At 63.5% G+C, this 15,153-nt stretch carries 12 protein-coding genes; 7 read left to right on the top strand and 5 right to left on the bottom strand.

What is annotated here, in order from left to right; genetic code table 11:
- The first annotated feature begins 8 nt into the window (after positions 1–8).
- From ACUXVH_RS24505 to ACUXVH_RS24485, 5 genes are all read left to right on the top strand, one after another.
- A complete protein-coding gene (locus tag ACUXVH_RS24505; protein ID WP_011063570.1) occupies positions 9–3,857 on the top strand; it encodes a bifunctional diguanylate cyclase/phosphodiesterase in 3,849 nt (1,282 codons plus the stop codon).
- A gap of 196 nt (positions 3,858–4,053) precedes the next feature.
- Positions 4,054–5,307: a serine hydroxymethyltransferase gene (glyA, locus tag ACUXVH_RS24500; protein WP_065363650.1), complete on the top strand. Its 1,254-nt coding sequence runs from the start codon at positions 4,054–4,056 to the stop codon at positions 5,305–5,307.
- A gap of 352 nt (positions 5,308–5,659) precedes the next feature.
- Positions 5,660–6,973 carry a C4-dicarboxylate transporter DctA gene (locus ACUXVH_RS24495; protein WP_015637104.1) on the top strand — a complete coding sequence of 438 codons (1,314 nt, stop codon included), beginning with the start codon at positions 5,660–5,662 and terminating at the stop codon, positions 6,971–6,973.
- A 79-nt stretch (positions 6,974–7,052) separates the two neighbouring features.
- On the top strand, positions 7,053–7,766 hold the full coding sequence (locus ACUXVH_RS24490; RefSeq protein WP_041119954.1) for a FadR/GntR family transcriptional regulator: 714 nt from the start codon (positions 7,053–7,055) through the stop codon (positions 7,764–7,766).
- Between the two features lie 35 nt (positions 7,767–7,801).
- Positions 7,802–8,497 carry a GntR family transcriptional regulator gene (locus ACUXVH_RS24485; RefSeq protein ID WP_011063574.1) on the top strand — a complete coding sequence of 232 codons (696 nt, stop codon included), beginning with the start codon at positions 7,802–7,804 and terminating at the stop codon, positions 8,495–8,497.
- 6 nt (positions 8,498–8,503) lie between these two features.
- Here ACUXVH_RS24485 and yjiA read toward each other — a convergent pair whose 3' ends face one another.
- The 3 genes from yjiA to ACUXVH_RS24470 form a co-directional block, all read right to left on the bottom strand.
- Positions 8,504–9,475 carry a GTPase gene (yjiA, locus tag ACUXVH_RS24480; RefSeq protein ID WP_019095101.1) on the bottom strand — a complete coding sequence of 324 codons (972 nt, stop codon included), beginning with the start codon at positions 9,473–9,475 and terminating at the stop codon, positions 8,504–8,506.
- A 114-nt stretch (positions 9,476–9,589) separates the two neighbouring features.
- A complete protein-coding gene (locus ACUXVH_RS24475; protein ID WP_007937254.1) occupies positions 9,590–9,787 on the bottom strand; it encodes a YbdD/YjiX family protein in 198 nt (65 codons plus the stop codon).
- A 16-nt stretch (positions 9,788–9,803) separates the two neighbouring features.
- Positions 9,804–11,870: a carbon starvation CstA family protein gene (locus ACUXVH_RS24470; protein WP_011063576.1), complete on the bottom strand. Its 2,067-nt coding sequence runs from the start codon at positions 11,868–11,870 to the stop codon at positions 9,804–9,806.
- Between the two features lie 216 nt (positions 11,871–12,086).
- Between ACUXVH_RS24470 and ACUXVH_RS24465 the strand changes: the two genes are divergently transcribed.
- Together ACUXVH_RS24465 and ACUXVH_RS24460 are read left to right on the top strand one after the other, a co-directional pair.
- On the top strand, positions 12,087–12,548 hold the full coding sequence (locus ACUXVH_RS24465) for a methyltransferase family protein (RefSeq protein ID WP_015637107.1): 462 nt from the start codon (positions 12,087–12,089) through the stop codon (positions 12,546–12,548).
- A gap of 54 nt (positions 12,549–12,602) precedes the next feature.
- Positions 12,603–12,971 (top strand): PilZ domain-containing protein, encoded by a 369-nt coding sequence (locus ACUXVH_RS24460; RefSeq protein ID WP_445496127.1) that lies wholly within the window; start codon positions 12,603–12,605, stop codon positions 12,969–12,971.
- Positions 12,972–12,978: 7 nt separating this feature from the next.
- On the opposite strand, the gene ACUXVH_RS24455 is transcribed toward ACUXVH_RS24460, so the two are convergent.
- Together ACUXVH_RS24455 and radA are read right to left on the bottom strand one after the other, a co-directional pair.
- The gene (locus ACUXVH_RS24455; RefSeq protein WP_019095099.1) at positions 12,979–13,707 is read right to left on the bottom strand and encodes a hypothetical protein; all 729 of its coding nucleotides are present in this window, start codon (positions 13,705–13,707) and stop codon (positions 12,979–12,981) included.
- 34 nt (positions 13,708–13,741) lie between these two features.
- Positions 13,742–15,109, bottom strand: a complete 1,368-nt coding sequence (gene radA, locus ACUXVH_RS24450) for a DNA repair protein RadA (protein ID WP_065363649.1) — start codon at positions 15,107–15,109, stop codon at positions 13,742–13,744.
- Positions 15,110–15,153 lie beyond the last annotated feature (44 nt).

Below are 15,153 nucleotides of genomic sequence, written 5' to 3'. Positions count from 1 at the left end.
ATCACAGCTTGTTCAACGTCACTTCGCCAAAGCCCGCGCGCGCCGCTGCCCCCGGGCCGGCCTATCCTATGCGTGGCACACTCAAAGGCGCACTGGCGACGCTGGTGCTGTTGCTGCTGGCCCTGTTGTTCTGGCAGTTGCTCGATCAACTGCAACAGACCCGCCAGGACCAGCGTCAGCATGCCATCGACTACAGCGCCGACCTGGCCGACCACCTGAGCCTGAACCTGGCGCTCAACGCCCAGATCGCCCTCAATCTGCTGCCCATCATCGAGGCACCGCAAGACAGCCAGCAGCAACAGCAACTGCTTCAGAAACTCCAGCGCTCGCTGCCGGACGTACGCAGCTTTGCCCTGCTGGACAGCAAGGGGCAAATCCTCAGCGACAGCGCCACCGATAGCCAGGACGCCCTGTGGCTCGCCGAGCTGGTCCAGCGCAGCCGTGCCCAACGCTACTACTACAGCAACCCCGCCGATGGCTCGGTGGTGCATGTCCTGCTGCACCAGTCCAGCGGCGGGAGCCGCGGCTACTGGGTCCTGCGCCTGGCTCCAAGCTTTCTGCAGACCCTGGTGCGGCAAAGCGAAGAGGGCTTCAAGCCCACCTGGGTGATCGAGAACCGCCTCAGCCACCAGGTGATCAAGCGCGATGAGCGCAGCACTTCGACCCCAGGCATGCTGGATCCCGACGAAATGGCCAGCAGCGTACTGCTGGTGCCCCTGAGCAACAGCGACTGGCAACTGCGCGGCCTGTTCGACCAGCGGGCCGTGCTCGAGGCGCTGCTGCCGGCCTTCATTGGCAAGTGCCTGCTGGGCCTGGCCTTCTCCCTGCTGCCGGTGATCGCCCTGCTGAACATGCGCCGGCGCCAGCGCCAACTGCACGAAGGCCGGCGGCGCTATCAGGACATTTTCGAAGGCACCGGCGTGGCCTTGTGCGTCATGGATATCTCAGGGCTTCCAGGGTTGCTCGACAAGCACAACCTGCACAACAGCGACCAACTCAAGCGCTGGCAGGCCAGCGATCCTGGCCACCGCCTGCAACTGCTCAGTGAATTGCGCATCACCGAGGTCAACCAGGTTGCCCTGCGCCTGCTCAACGTCGAATCCAGCGAGCAGGCCTGGCAACTGCTGATCGAAGGCAGCCCGAAGAACGGCAACGCCATCGGCAGCCAGTTGCTCGAAGCCGTGATCAACCAGCAGAAACAGCTGGAACTGGAGATCAAGCTCAGCGACGCCCAGGGCAACGACCAGCATCTGTGGCTGGTCCTGCGCCTGCCCGAGGCCATCGCGGACTACAGCGCGGTGATCCTCAGCATCAGCGACATCACCAGCCGCAAGCTGATCGAACTTTCACTGCTGGAGCGCGAAGGGTTCTGGTCGGACGTGGTGCGCACCGTGCCTGATCACCTGTACGTACAGGATGTGATCAGCCAGCGGATGATCTTCAGCAACCACCATCTGGGCCAGACCCTGGGCTACAACAAGACCGAGCTGCACCAGATGGGCGAGTACTTCTGGGAAATCCTCCTGCACCCGGAAGACGCCGACCTCTATCACCGCCTGCGCCAGGAACAGCGGCATTCGGCCTACGCCCAATTGCTGCAATGCCAGTTGCGCTTCCGCCACCGCAGCGGCCAGTGGCGGCGCTTCGAGATCCGCGAGCAGGCCCTGGCCCGGGACCGCTACGACCAGGTGACGCGGATCATCGGCGTGGCCAAGGACATCACCGACCAGATCGAGGCCAGCGAGTCCCTGCGTGACAGCGAGCAGCGCTACCGCATGCTCGCCGAAAGCATCAGCGACGTGATCTTCTCCACCGACAGCAAGCTTTCGCTGAACTACGTCAGCCCTTCGGTGCACGCGGTGCTCGGCTACGACGTGGAGTGGATCTTCCAGAACGGCTGGCAGTCGACCATCGCCAACCCGCAGCAGCTGAGCGGCATCTACACCCTCATGGACCGGGTCAGCAAGGCCCTGGACAAACCCGAGCAACTGGCGCAATTGCGCAGCCAGGTGCAGACCCAGCTGTTCCTGTTCGACTGCCTGCGGGCCGATGGCCGCAAGATCCCCATCGAGCTGCGCCTGGTACTGGTGTGGGACGAGCATGGCGCCTTCGAGGGCGTGCTCGGGGTCGGCCGCGACATCAGCCAGCAGCGCCGAGCGGAAAAGGACCTGCGCATGGCGGCCACGGTATTCGAGCACTCGACCTCGGCGATCCTGATCACCGACCCCGCCGGCTATATCGTCCAGGCCAACGAGGCGTTCAGCCGGGTCAGCGGCTACGCGGTGTCCCAGGTGCTCGATCAGTTGCCGAACATGCTCACCGTGGACGACCAGCAGGAAGCCCACCTGCGCTATGTACTCAAGCAACTGAACCAGCACAGCACCTGGGAAGGCGAAGTCTGGCTCAAGCGCCGCAATGGCGAGCACTACCCGGCGTGGGTCGGGATCACCGCAGTGCTCGACGATGAAGGCGACCTGGCCAGCTACGTGTGCTTCTTCAGCGACATCAGCGAACGCAAGGCCAGTGAACAGCGCATCCACCGCCTGGCCTACTACGACGCCCTGACCCACCTGCCCAACCGCACTCTGTTCCAGGACCGCCTGCACACCGCCCTGCAATCGGCAGAACGACAGAAGTCCTGGGTGGTGCTGATGTTCCTCGATCTGGACCGCTTCAAGCCGATCAACGACTCCCTGGGCCATGCCGCCGGCGATCGCATGCTCAAGGAAATGGCCACGCGCCTACTGGGCTGCGTCGATGACGACGACACCGTGGCACGCATGGGCGGCGACGAATTCACCCTGCTCCTGCAGCCGCGCTCCAGCCGCGAGATGGCCCTGAACCGGGCGATCCATGTGGCCGAGCAGATTCTCGCCAGCCTGGTCAAACCCTTCGTCCTCGAAGGCCGCGAGTTCTTTGTTACCGCCAGTATCGGCATCGCCCTGAGCCCCCAGGACGGCAACGAGCTGAGCCAGCTGATGAAGAACGCCGACACCGCGATGTACCACGCCAAGGAACGCGGCAAGAACAACTTCCAGTTCTACCAGGCGGACATGAACGCCAGCGCCCTGGAGCGCCTGGAACTGGAAAGCGACCTGCGCCACGCCCTGGAGCAGGAAGAATTCGTGCTTTATTACCAACCGCAGTTCAGCGGCGACGGCAAGCGCCTGACCGGCGCCGAGGCACTGCTGCGCTGGCGCCACCCGCGTCGCGGCCTGGTACCGCCGGGTGACTTCATTCCGGTGCTCGAAGAACTGGGGCTGGTGGTGGATGTGGGCGACTGGGTGATCAGTGAAGCCTGCCGCCAGCTCAAGTCCTGGCACCAGGCCAAGGTGCGGGTGCCGAAGGTTTCGGTGAACATCTCCGCCCGGCAGTTCTCCGACGGCCAGCTGGGCATGCGCATCGCCACCATCCTCAAGGACACCGGCCTGCCACCGGCGTGCCTGGAGCTGGAACTGACCGAAAGTATCCTGATGCGCGAAGTCAGCGAGGCGATGCAGATTCTCGATGGCTTGAAGAACCTCGGCCTGAGCATCGCGGTGGACGACTTCGGCACCGGCTACTCATCGCTGAACTACCTCAAGCAGTTCCCCATCGACGTACTGAAGATCGACCGCACCTTCGTCGACGGCCTGCCGTCCGGCGAGCAGGATGCGCAGATCGCCCGCGCCATCATCGCCATGGCCCACAGCCTGAACCTGGCGGTGATCGCCGAAGGCGTGGAAACCCACGAACAGCTGGAGTTCCTGCGCGAACATGGCTGCGACGAGGTCCAGGGCTACCTGTTCGGCCGGCCGATGCCGGCCAACCGCTTCGAGGCGCAGTTCAGCAACGACGCCCTGTTCATGTTCGACTAACATCCCCTGCTTGCGTAATTGCCGGCCTGCCGGCGAAGGCGGTCTCAGGGGCCTCTTCGCTGGCAAGCCAGCTCCTATACAAGCCCGTACCCAAGTGAAGGCCACTTGTCTGCGACATGATGTCCTTTCATATGCCATCTAAAACCCATTGGGTTAGAATGCCTCCCTTTTCTGCCCCCGATCCTTGAGGACCGCCATGTTCAGCCGTGATTTGACTATTGCCAAGTACGACGCCGATCTCTTTGCCGCCATGGAGCAAGAAGCTCAGCGCCAGGAAGAGCACATTGAGCTGATCGCTTCGGAAAACTACACCAGCCCAGCGGTGATGGAAGCTCAAGGCTCGGTACTGACCAACAAGTACGCCGAAGGTTACCCGGGCAAGCGTTACTACGGCGGCTGCGAATACGTCGACGTGGTTGAACAGCTGGCCATCGACCGCGCCAAGGAGCTGTTCGGCGCCGACTACGCCAACGTCCAGCCACACGCCGGCTCCCAAGCCAACGCCGCGGTCTACCTGGCCCTGCTGCAAGGCGGCGACACCATCCTGGGTATGAGCCTGGCCCACGGTGGTCACCTGACCCACGGCGCCGCGGTGTCCTCCTCCGGCAAGCTGTACAACGCTATCCAGTACGGCATCGACGCCAACGGTCTGATCGACTACGACGAAGTCGAGCGCCTGGCCGTCGAGCACAAGCCGAAAATGATCGTGGCCGGTTTCTCCGCCTACTCGCAGATCCTCGACTTCCCGCGTTTCCGCGAAATCGCTGACAAAGTGGGCGCCTACCTGTTCGTCGACATGGCCCACGTGGCCGGTCTGGTCGCCGCTGGCGTCTACCCGAACCCAGTACCATTCGCCGACGTGGTCACCACCACCACCCACAAGACCCTGCGCGGTCCACGTGGCGGCCTGATCCTGGCTCGCGCCAACGCCGACATCGAGAAGAAGCTCAACTCCGCCGTATTCCCTGGCGCCCAGGGCGGCCCACTGGAGCACGTGATCGCCGCCAAGGCCATCTGCTTCAAGGAAGCACTGCAGCCTGAGTTCAAGGCTTACCAGGAACAAGTGGTGAAGAACGCCCAGGCCATGGCCGAAGTGTTCATCGAGCGCGGTTTCGACGTGGTGTCCGGTGGTACCAAGAACCACCTGTTCCTGCTGTCGCTGATCAAGCAGGACATCTCCGGCAAGGACGCTGACGCCGCCCTGGGCAAAGCCTTCATCACCGTGAACAAGAACTCCGTGCCAAACGATCCACGCTCCCCGTTCGTCACCTCCGGCCTGCGCTTCGGTACTCCGGCCGTGACCACTCGTGGCTTCAAGGAAGCCGAGTGCAAGGAACTGGCCGGCTGGATCTGCGACATCCTGGCGGACCTGAACAACGAAGCGGTGATCGACGCCGTGCGTGAGAAGGTCAAGGCCATCTGCAAGAAGCTGCCGGTATACGGCGCTTAATCAGCCCGCAGACCGCAGCAGAAAAAGCCCGGCCCAGTGCCGGGCTTTTTTGTGCCCGCAGGGCCGCGCAGACAGGCGGTGAAAGGAGCCTGCGAGGTCTTGCGAACGCAGGATACCCGGGCGGCTGGTCCGGCCGATCGCAGCCTGCGACACCGGCTACAGTGGCCAGAGGAGGAAAAACCACTGGTCATACCGGTAAAGCCAATCTGCACCCTCCCCCTTGTAAACCCATAAAACCCGAGCGTAGACTGCGCCTGCACTGGACATACCGGTAAGACCACAATAATTAAGTCCTCCATCCGCTGCGCCTCCCCCGCGCACGGCAGACAGGACACCGACCAGGATTCCCCCCATGCTCAGATGGTGCTCGCGTTCGATTTTCCTCCAGGTTGTCCTCGGACTGATGCTCGGCATCGTGTGCGGACTCACCCTCCCCGAATACTCCTCCCAGCTCAAACCCCTAGGCGATGGTTTCATCAAGCTGATCAAGATGCTGATCGGGCTGATCGTGTTCTGCGTGGTCGTCAGCGGCATCTCCGGTGCCGGCGACCTGAAGAAGGTCGGCCGCATCGGCCTCAAGTCGGTGATCTACTTCGAGATCCTCACCACCGTGGCCCTGGTGATCGGCCTGATCATGGCCTTCAGCACCGGCATCGGCAGCGGCGCCAACATCCATCTGGAGCAACTGTCCACCGCGGACATGGGCGACATCGCCCAGCGTGGCCAGCACATGCACACCACCACTCAGTTCCTCATGGACCTGATTCCCACCTCGGTGATCGGTGCCTTCGCCGAGAACAACATCCTCCAGGTACTGCTGTTCTCGGTGCTGTTCGGCAGCGCCCTTAACCTGGTGGGTGAAGCCGCCTCGGGCATCTCCCGGCTGATCAACGAACTGAGCCATGTGATCTTCCGCATCATGGGCATGATCGTGCGTCTGGCGCCCATCGGCGTGTTCGGTGCCATCGCCTTCACCACCAGCAAGTACGGCCTGGATTCGCTGCAGCACCTGGGCAGCCTGGTGGGGCTGTTCTACCTGACCTGCTTTGCCTTCGTCGCGGTGATCCTGGGCCTGGTGATGCGTTTGTCGGGCCTGCGCATGCTGCCCTTTCTCAAATACCTGCGCGAAGAGTTGCTGATCGTCCTCGGCACCGCTTCCTCCGATGCGGTGTTGCCGCAGATCATGCGCAAGCTGGAACACCTGGGGATCGGCAGTTCCACCGTAGGCCTGGTGATTCCCACCGGCTACTCGTTCAACCTCGACGGCTTCTCCATCTACCTGACCCTGGCCATCGTCTTCATTGCCAACGCCACCGGCACTCCGCTGTCCATGTCGGACCTCTTGACCATTCTTCTGGTGTCGCTGATCACCTCCAAGGGCGCCCACGGCATCCCCGGCTCGGCGCTGGTGATCCTGGCGGCAACCCTGACTGCAATCCCGGCGATTCCGGTGGTGGGCCTGGTGCTGGTGCTGGCGGTGGACTGGTTCATGGGCATTGGCCGCGCCTTGACCAACCTGATCGGCAACTGCGTGGCCACCGTCGCCATCGCCCGCTGGGAAAAGGACATCGACGTGCAGCGGGCCAACAAGGTGCTCAGCGGCCAGCAGGGCTACACCTTCCAGGCCCGAAAACCGGTGACCGGCGCCCACCAGCAGGAATTTTGACCCGATCTTGTGCCTGTCATCGGCAGGCACAACACTCGGCGCGGCAACAGCGCGCTATTAATCGTTCATGGAGTCAACAGTGATCAGCTCGTCAACAGTGGTGAATTCAGTGGTAGAAAAGCTCCGGGCCGCCCTGGCCCGCGGCCAGTGGCGCTCCGGCGACATGCTGCCAGGGCAACGCGAATTGGCCGAGCAACTGGGCATCAGCCGCCCCAGCCTGCGCGAAGCGGTGATCGTCCTGGAGACCCTGGGCCTGGTGCGCTCCATGCCCGGCAAAGGCGTGGTGGTGCTGGACACTCCCCTGGACGAAGCGCAGGGCAGCGACAGTGCAGTGGCCGGGGCCAGCCTCGAAGACGTGCTGCAACTGCGCTACACCCTGGAGCCCTTCATCGTCGGCCTGGTGGCGCAATCCATCAGCAGCAAGGAAGTCGGCCAGTTGCGCCTGACCCTGATGGACATGCGCGAAGCCCTTGAAGCCGGCGACAGCGAAGCCGGGGTCAACGCCTACATCGCCTTCCACGAGGAACTGTTCACCCTGACCAGCAACCCGATCTTCCAGAACGTGGTGCAACAGACCAGCAATGCCCTCAAGCAAAGTGCACAGATCCTGCGCAATTCACCGGAGCACCTGGCCGAACGCCTGGAAGAAAACGAGGCGGTGGTGCGGGCCATCCGCAACAAGAACAGCGCCCTGGCCAGCGCCGAGATGCGCCGGCACATCCTCCAGGAAGGCCAGCGCATGGGCATCGAACTGAATATCCCGGACGATCACCTGGGCAACAGCGCCCAGTAATCCCCCCGAGTCAGCAACCGGACTGGAGACAGGCCATGGTCAGCTACGCCCTGAAAAACAATCCCTTCACCCGGGTGGCCAGCCTGCCAAGGCGCCCTCGGGGCGAAAGGAAGCTGCTGGTGGATGATGTCTACCCGCAGATCTTCGACGCCATTCTCGAACAGCGCATCGCTCCCGGCAGCCGCTTCACCGAAGACAGCCTGGGGCAGGCCTTCGGCGTCAGCCGCAGCATAGTGCGCCAGGTCCTGGCGCGGCTTTCCCATCAGCAAGTGGTGATCCTGCGGCCCAATTACCGGCCCCAGGTGGCGGCGCCGGACCTGGAACAGACCCGGCAGATCCTGCATGCCCGGCGCCTGACGGAAATCACCCTGGTGCGCCTGGCCTGCCAGCAGCCCCGGCGCCAGTTGCAACCCTTGCGCGAGTTGATCGCCCAGGAGCGCGAGGCCATTGCCCGCGACCAGCGCGGGCCGGCTATCCGCCTGTCCGGGGAGTTCCACCTGCAACTGGCGGAAATCGCCGGCAACGGGCCCCTGGCACAGTTCCTCGGCAGCCTGGTGCCCCTGACCTCACTGGCCATCGCCCAGTTCGAGGGTCAGGCCCGCAACTACTGCTCCTGGCAGGAACACTCGAAGATCATCGATGCACTACAGGAGGCCGATGCCGAAAAGGCCGAAACCCTGATGAACCAGCACCTGGCGCACCTGGAGCAGCGCCTGCTGGGCGGCCTGTAGCCGCCATCAGCCCGCGAGCATCCGCTCGAACCCCTGCCGGATCTTCTCTTCCGGCAGATCGTCGGCAATGAACACCATCACGCTCTCGCGCACTTCGCCTTCGGCCCATTCGCTGTCCCAATCGAAGCCATAGAGCTTGAGCACGCCCTGGAACACCATGCGCCGGGGCTCGTCGATAACGCTCAGCACACCTTTGTAGCGCAGCAGTTGCTTGCCGTGGTCTTCCAGCAGCTCATTCATGAATTCGCTCAGGCGATCCAGGTCCAGGGCTTGCTCGGTGCGCAGCACCAGGCTGGAAATCCGGTCCACTGACGGCGCCTTGCTCACTGGCCGCAGGCTGAGGCCGCCCCCCAGGTCGGCATTGAGATTGAATCCCCGCACATCCAGCAGTTCGGCCAGGTCGATCTGGCCGTGCTCCACCAGGCGGATCGGTGCCCGGCGGTTGATCCGGGTCAGGCGCTGGCCGAGGGCTTCGAAAGTCGCCTCGTCCACCAGGTCACGCTTGCTCACCAGCAGCCGGTCGGCAAAACCGATCTGCGCCTGGGCAATGGTCTGGGTCAGGTGGAACTCGGCGTGCTTGGCGTCCACCAGGGTGATGATGCCGTCGAGGATATAGCGTTCGCGCAGTTCCTCATCGATGAAGAAGGTCTGTGCCACCGGCGCCGGATCGGCCAGCCCGGTGCACTCGATCACCAGCCGGTCAAAGGCGATCTCGCCGCTGTCCAGACGCTCCAGCAACAGGTACAGGGCCTTGGTCAGGTCGGTGTGGATGGTGCAGCAGACGCAGCCGTTGGACAGGGTCATGACCTGTACCGGCTGCTCGCCCAGCAACTGGGTGTCGATGCCGGCATCGCTGAATTCGTTCTCGATCACGGCGATTTTCAGGCCGTGCTCGGCCTTGAGCAGGTGGCGCAACAAAGTGGTCTTGCCGGCGCCGAGAAAACCGCTGAGCACGGTCACGGGAATAGGGTTGTGCAAAACAGGATCTCCCACGCATAAAAACGTAGAAGCCGGCTTGTCGGCGATGGCGTCCGAAGAACCGCTATCGCCGGCAAACCGGCTCCTACAGGGGTGTGGCTCAAACGCTGTGTTTCAACAGCACTTCGGACCGCCCTTGCCGCCGTATCGCGCCTCCTGGCGTTCCCGGAAGAACGCCTCGTACGACATCACCGGCTTGTCCGGGTGCTTGGTTTGCATATGCTCGACGTAGTTGTCGTAGTCGGGCATGCCGACCATCAGGCGCGCGGCCTGACCGAGGTATTTACCGAGGCGACTCAGGTCATTGAACATCGTTGCAATCCTCGAGTTACGCGTCCGGCACGGCCTGATAGGGCGATTCTTTATCCGTACGCTCCTTGCTGCCCCAGGCGGCGATGCCGACCTTGAGCGCGTAGAACAGGATGCTGAACACCACCAGCAGGAACAGGGCTGTCAGGGTCGCGTTGGTGTAGGCGTTGAAGATCACGTGCTGCATCTGCGTGATGTCCTTGGCCGGAGCGATGATCTGGCCGTTGGCCATTGCATCGCTGTATTTCTTCGCCAGCGACAGGAAGCCGATCGCCGGGTTGGCGTCGAACAGCTTGATGAAGCCTGCGGTGGTGGTGCAGATCAGCAGCCACACAGCCGGCAGCAGGGTGACCCAGATGTAGCGCTGGCGCTTCATCTTGATCAGCACCACGGTACCCAGCATCAGGGCGATACCGGCCAGCATCTGGTTGGAGATGCCGAACAGCGGCCACAGGGTGTTGATGCCGCCCAGAGGATCGATCACGCCCTGGTACAGCAGGTAGCCCCAGAGCGCCACGCAGCCTGCGGTGGCAATCAGGTTGGCGGTCCACGACTCGGTGCGTTTCAGCGCCGGAACGAAGGAACCCAGCAGGTCCTGGAGCATGAAGCGCCCGGCACGGGTACCGGCGTCCACCGCAGTGAGGATGAACAGGGCTTCGAACAGGATCGCGAAGTGGTACCAGAAGGCCATGGTGTTCTCACCCGGCAATACATGGTGGAGGATCTGCGCGATCCCCACTGCCAGGGTCGGCGCGCCGCCGGCACGGGCCAGGATGGTGTTTTCACCGATGTCCTTGGCCACCGCCTGCAGTTGGTCCGGGCTGATCGCAAAACCCCAGCTGCTGACAGTCTGGGCTACCGCCACCACGTCGCCGCCGACGATGGCCGCCGGACTGTTCATGGCGAAGTACACGCCCGGCTCGATCACCGAGGCCGCGACCATGGCCATGATCGCCACGAAGGACTCCATGAGCATGCCGCCGTAGCCGATGTAGCGGGCGTTGGCTTCGTTATCCAGCAGCTTGGGCGTGGTGCCCGAGGAGATCAGCGCATGGAAGCCGGAGACCGCACCGCAGGCAATGGTGATGAACAGGAAGGGGAACAGGCCGCCTTTCCACACCGGGCCGGTGCCGTCGGTGAACTGGGTCAGGGCCGGCATCTTCAGCTCGGGCATGGTGATCAGGATGCCGATCGCCAGAGCGATGATGGTGCCGATCTTGAGGAAGGTCGACAGGTAGTCCCGCGGTGCCAGGATCAGCCACACCGGCAGTACTGCCGCGACAAAACCGTAGCCGATCAGCATCCAGGTGATCTGCACGCCGGTGAAGGTGAACATCTTGCCCCACACCGGATCCGCCGCCACCTGGCCACCCAGCCAGATGGAGCCGAGCAACAGCAGCACGCCGATCAACGAGATCTCACCAATGCGGCCCGGGCGGATGTAGCGCATGTACACGCCCATGAACACCGCGATCGGGATGGTCGCCATCACCGTGAAGATGCCCCACGGGCTCTCGGCCAGGGCCTTGACCACGATCAGCGCCAGCACCGCGAGGATGATGATCATGATCAGGAAGCAGCCGAACAGCGCGATGGTCCCCGGGATACGGCCCATTTCCTCACGGACCATGTCGCCCAGGGAACGGCCGTTACGCCGGGTGGACAGGAACAGCACCATGAAGTCCTGCACCGCACCGGCCAGGACCACCCCGGCAATCAGCCACAGGGTGCCGGGCAGGTAGCCCATCTGCGCCGCCAGCACCGGGCCCACCAGGGGACCTGCGCCGGCAATGGCCGCGAAGTGGTGACCGAAGAGGATGTGCTTGTTGGTCGGGACGTAGTCCAGACCATCATTGTTGACCACGGCGGGCGTGGCCCGTCCCGGGTCCAGCTGCATCACGTTGTTGGCAATGAACAGACTGTAATACCGGTACGCCACCAGATAGATGGCCACGGCGGCGACCACAATCCACAAGGCGTTGATCGCCTCGCCGCGACGCAATGCAACTACGCCAAGGGCGCAAGCTCCTACGATTGCCAGCAGCAGCCAAGGAACATGGCGCAACAGGCTATTATTATTTTTCATTTTTTTATTCCAGCCAGGAGGATAGAAAAACCGCGTTTCGAGTGTAGCGCTACTGCTCTTAAAGACCACCCCCCACGTTGGTCTAGAGCCTTCTTTTAACTTATGAGGGCGGTTTTTCTTGCTCCCGATCTGCCTGAGCGGCGCCCGCCAGGAAAAAACCGGAACCCTGGGCACTTGCCGACAGTCGCACGCTTGAGCCTTGGTGCAGGAACCTCCATGTCAACGCCACCCGAACAACCGCCATTGCCACCGCCACTCCTGTATTTACTGTGCCTGACCCTGGCGCTGTTTCTCAGCGGCTGGCTGCCCTTGCCGCTGCCGGTCAATAACGGCGTGCGCAGCCTGGCAGTGATCCTGATCGTCTTCGGGCAGGGCTTGTCGTTCTGGGCCATGTGGCGTTTCCGGCAACAGCGCACCACCTCCAGCAACTTCGACCAGCCCGACCAGTTGCTCCGCGATGGCCCCTTCGCCATCTCGCGCAACCCGATCAACCTGGGCGACACCCTGGGCTACTGCGCCATTGCCCTGCTGCTGGGCAACCTGTGGCCCTGGCTGTTGCTGCCGGGGCTGCTGTACCTGATGAACCGCACGGTAATCCGCCCGGACGAGAGACAACTGCTGGAGCTCTTTGGCCAGCCCTACCGTGACTACTGCCGCAAGGTCCGGCGCTGGTTGTAGCGACAGGCGCGAACCGGGGTCTATAGTTCAGGGCACCATGCAGAGGGCCAGCCCATGACCGAGCAACACGACGACCGCCGACGCTTCAAACGCATCGCCTTCGATGCCCGGACCGAACTCAGCCAAGGCACCCACCGCTGGCCGGTACGGCTGCTGGATCTTTCACTGAAGGGCCTGCTGATCGAGCGCCCCGACCCGTGGCTGGGCGACCCGGCGCGCCCCTTCGAGGCCGACATTCACCTGAGCTCCGACGCCGATGTGCGCATGGACGTACAACTGGCCCATGACAATAAGGGCCAACTGGGCTTCGTCTGCCTGCACATCGGCCTGGAGTCCGTCGAGCACCTCAGGCGCCTGATCGAATTGAACCTGGGAGACCCCGAGGAGCTTGAGCGCGAGCTCGGGGCCTTGATCGATATCTGATGGCCTTTCAGGGAAACAGCGCGGGCTCGGGAAACTCGCTTTCCGTGTCCCAGTAACCCGCCTGCTGGCGCGTGGCGACAGTCCACTGGCCGTCGGCATAACGGAAGGTGCGATAGGTGGTAACGAACTCTTCGTTCTCCATCGATGAAGCGGACGACACCTGCTGGATGCTTTCCGTGCCGCCACCAACGGACGGTACGATCTGCCAGGCCGCCTTGCCGGTCTGGGCAAACACCAGCGGCTGCTTCTCCGCGCCCTCCCCCTGGCACAGCACCGGGTCCAACTGATTCTGTTCCGGCATCAGCACTTGGGTGGCCGGGCCGCTGTAGCTGCCCATGGGAGCGGTCTGGTCGATTGTCAGGAAAAACGCCGGGGACGGCAGGCCGTTCAGCGGTGCCTTTTCCACGGTGGCCATCGGGTAGCCCAGGGACTTCTGCGCCAGTACCTCGCCGCTATCGGACACCAGGCGCGCCTGGGCTCCCAACGGCGCGCTCGGCTGATCCCCCTCCGGCTCGGCAAAGCTGTCGGCGTCCAGGCCATTGCCCCAGCTATCGGCATGCAACTGGGGGGTGATGCGCACATCCTCCAGCACCTCCAGCACCGAACCGTCGCCCACCAGCACCTGCTGGGCAATCCGATAGCCTTCCGGCACCTCGGCCGGCTGTGCCAGGGCCAGGCCGCAATAGCCCAGCAACCCCCAACCCAACACCCGCCCCCTGAATCCGCTCATGGCCATATCACCTGCTTCCTTTCAAAAAAGACCAGCATGCTTACTCGAAAAGTGCATCCAGCGCCTGCTCCAGGCGGGTCACGGCAATGATCTTCAAGCCCGGCGGCGCCTCTTTCGGCGCGTTGCCCTTGGGCACGATAGCTCGCTTGAAGCCGTGCTTGGCCGCTTCCTTCAAGCGCTCCTGACCGCTGGGCACCGGGCGCACCTCACCCGACAGGCCGACTTCGCCAAACACCAGCAGGTCATGGGGCAACGGACGGTTGCGCAGGCTCGACATCACGGCGGCCATCAACGCCAGGTCGGAGGCGGTTTCCAGCACCTTGACCCCGCCCACCACGTTGAGGAACACATCCTGGTCGTGGGTGGGGATGCCGCCATGGCGATGCAGCACCGCCAGCAGCATGGCCAGGCGGTTCTGGTCCAGGCCCAGGGTCACCCGGCGCGGGTTGGCCAGGTGGCTGTCATCCACCAGCGCCTGGACCTCCACTAGCATCGGCCGGGTGCCTTCCCAGGTGGCCATCACCACGCTGCCCGGAACCTCTTCCTGGGCACGAGTCAGGAAAATCGCCGAAGGATTGGAGACCTCCTTCAATCCGCGGTCAGTCATGCCGAATACACCCAGCTCATTCACCGCACCGAAGCGGTTCTTCACCGCCCGCAGCAAGCGCAGGCGCCCGTCGGATTCGCCTTCGAAATACAGCACGGTGTCCACCATGTGCTCCAGCACCCGCGGCCCGGCCAGGGCGCCTTCCTTGGTCACGTGGCCGACGAGGAAGATCGCCGTGCCGCTCTGCTTGGCGTAGCGCACCAGCAAGGCCGCGCTCTCGCGCACCTGGGACACGCCGCCCGGAGCCGACTGCAGTTGTTCGGTGAAAATCGTCTGGATCGAGTCGATCACCATGACCTTGGGTTTTTCTACCCGGGCCGTGGCGATGATGGTTTCGATGCAGGTCTCGGTCATCACCCGCAGTTGGTCCTGGGGCAGGCCCAGGCGCCGGGCGCGCATCGCCACCTGCTGCTGGGATTCCTCACCGGTGACATACAGCGCCGGCATGCGCGTGGCGATACTGCACAGGGTCTGCAGCAGGATGGTCGACTTGCCGATCCCCGGATCACCACCGATCAGCACCACCGAACCGTCCACCAGGCCGCCGCCCAGCACCCGATCGAGTTCACCGGAAGCGGTGGAGAAACGCGGAATTTCCTCGACGCTGACTTCCGCCAGGGTCTTGATCTGCGCCTGCTGCCCGGCCCAGCCGGTGCGCCCGGCAGGTGCCGCCGCGCCGCCGCTTTCGATCATGGTCTCGGTCAGGGTGTTCCAGGCCCCGCACTCACCGCACTGCCCGGCCCATTTGGGAAAGGTGGAGCCGCACTCGGTGCAGCCGTACATGCGCTTGGCCTTGGCCATCTGAACCCCCGGCAAAAACCGCGATGATAGCTCAGCTGGCGCGG

This window comes from Pseudomonas sp. 8(2025) (genome assembly GCF_052665325.1).
The sequence above is the reverse complement of the archived record's forward strand: the minus strand, read 5'-3'. Positions and strand labels throughout refer to the sequence as shown.

Bases quoted from the DNA above. Each gene is read 5' to 3' on its own strand.
- ACUXVH_RS24470 (WP_011063576.1), bottom strand. From the start codon at position 11,870: ATGAAAAATAATAATAGCCTGTTGCGCCATGTTCCTTGGCTGCTGCTG.
- ACUXVH_RS24465 (WP_015637107.1), top strand. From the start codon at position 12,087: ATGTCAACGCCACCCGAACAACCGCCATTGCCACCGCCACTCCTGTAT.
- ACUXVH_RS24460 (WP_445496127.1), top strand. From the start codon at position 12,603: ATGACCGAGCAACACGACGACCGCCGACGCTTCAAACGCATCGCCTTC.
- ACUXVH_RS24475 (WP_007937254.1), bottom strand. From the start codon at position 9,787: ATGTTCAATGACCTGAGTCGCCTCGGTAAATACCTCGGTCAGGCCGCG.
- ACUXVH_RS24485 (WP_011063574.1), top strand. From the start codon at position 7,802: ATGGTCAGCTACGCCCTGAAAAACAATCCCTTCACCCGGGTGGCCAGC.
- glyA (WP_065363650.1), top strand. From the start codon at position 4,054: ATGTTCAGCCGTGATTTGACTATTGCCAAGTACGACGCCGATCTCTTT.
- radA (WP_065363649.1), bottom strand. From the start codon at position 15,109: ATGGCCAAGGCCAAGCGCATGTACGGCTGCACCGAGTGCGGCTCCACC.
- ACUXVH_RS24495 (WP_015637104.1), top strand. From the start codon at position 5,660: ATGCTCAGATGGTGCTCGCGTTCGATTTTCCTCCAGGTTGTCCTCGGA.
- ACUXVH_RS24455 (WP_019095099.1), bottom strand. From the start codon at position 13,707: ATGGCCATGAGCGGATTCAGGGGGCGGGTGTTGGGTTGGGGGTTGCTG.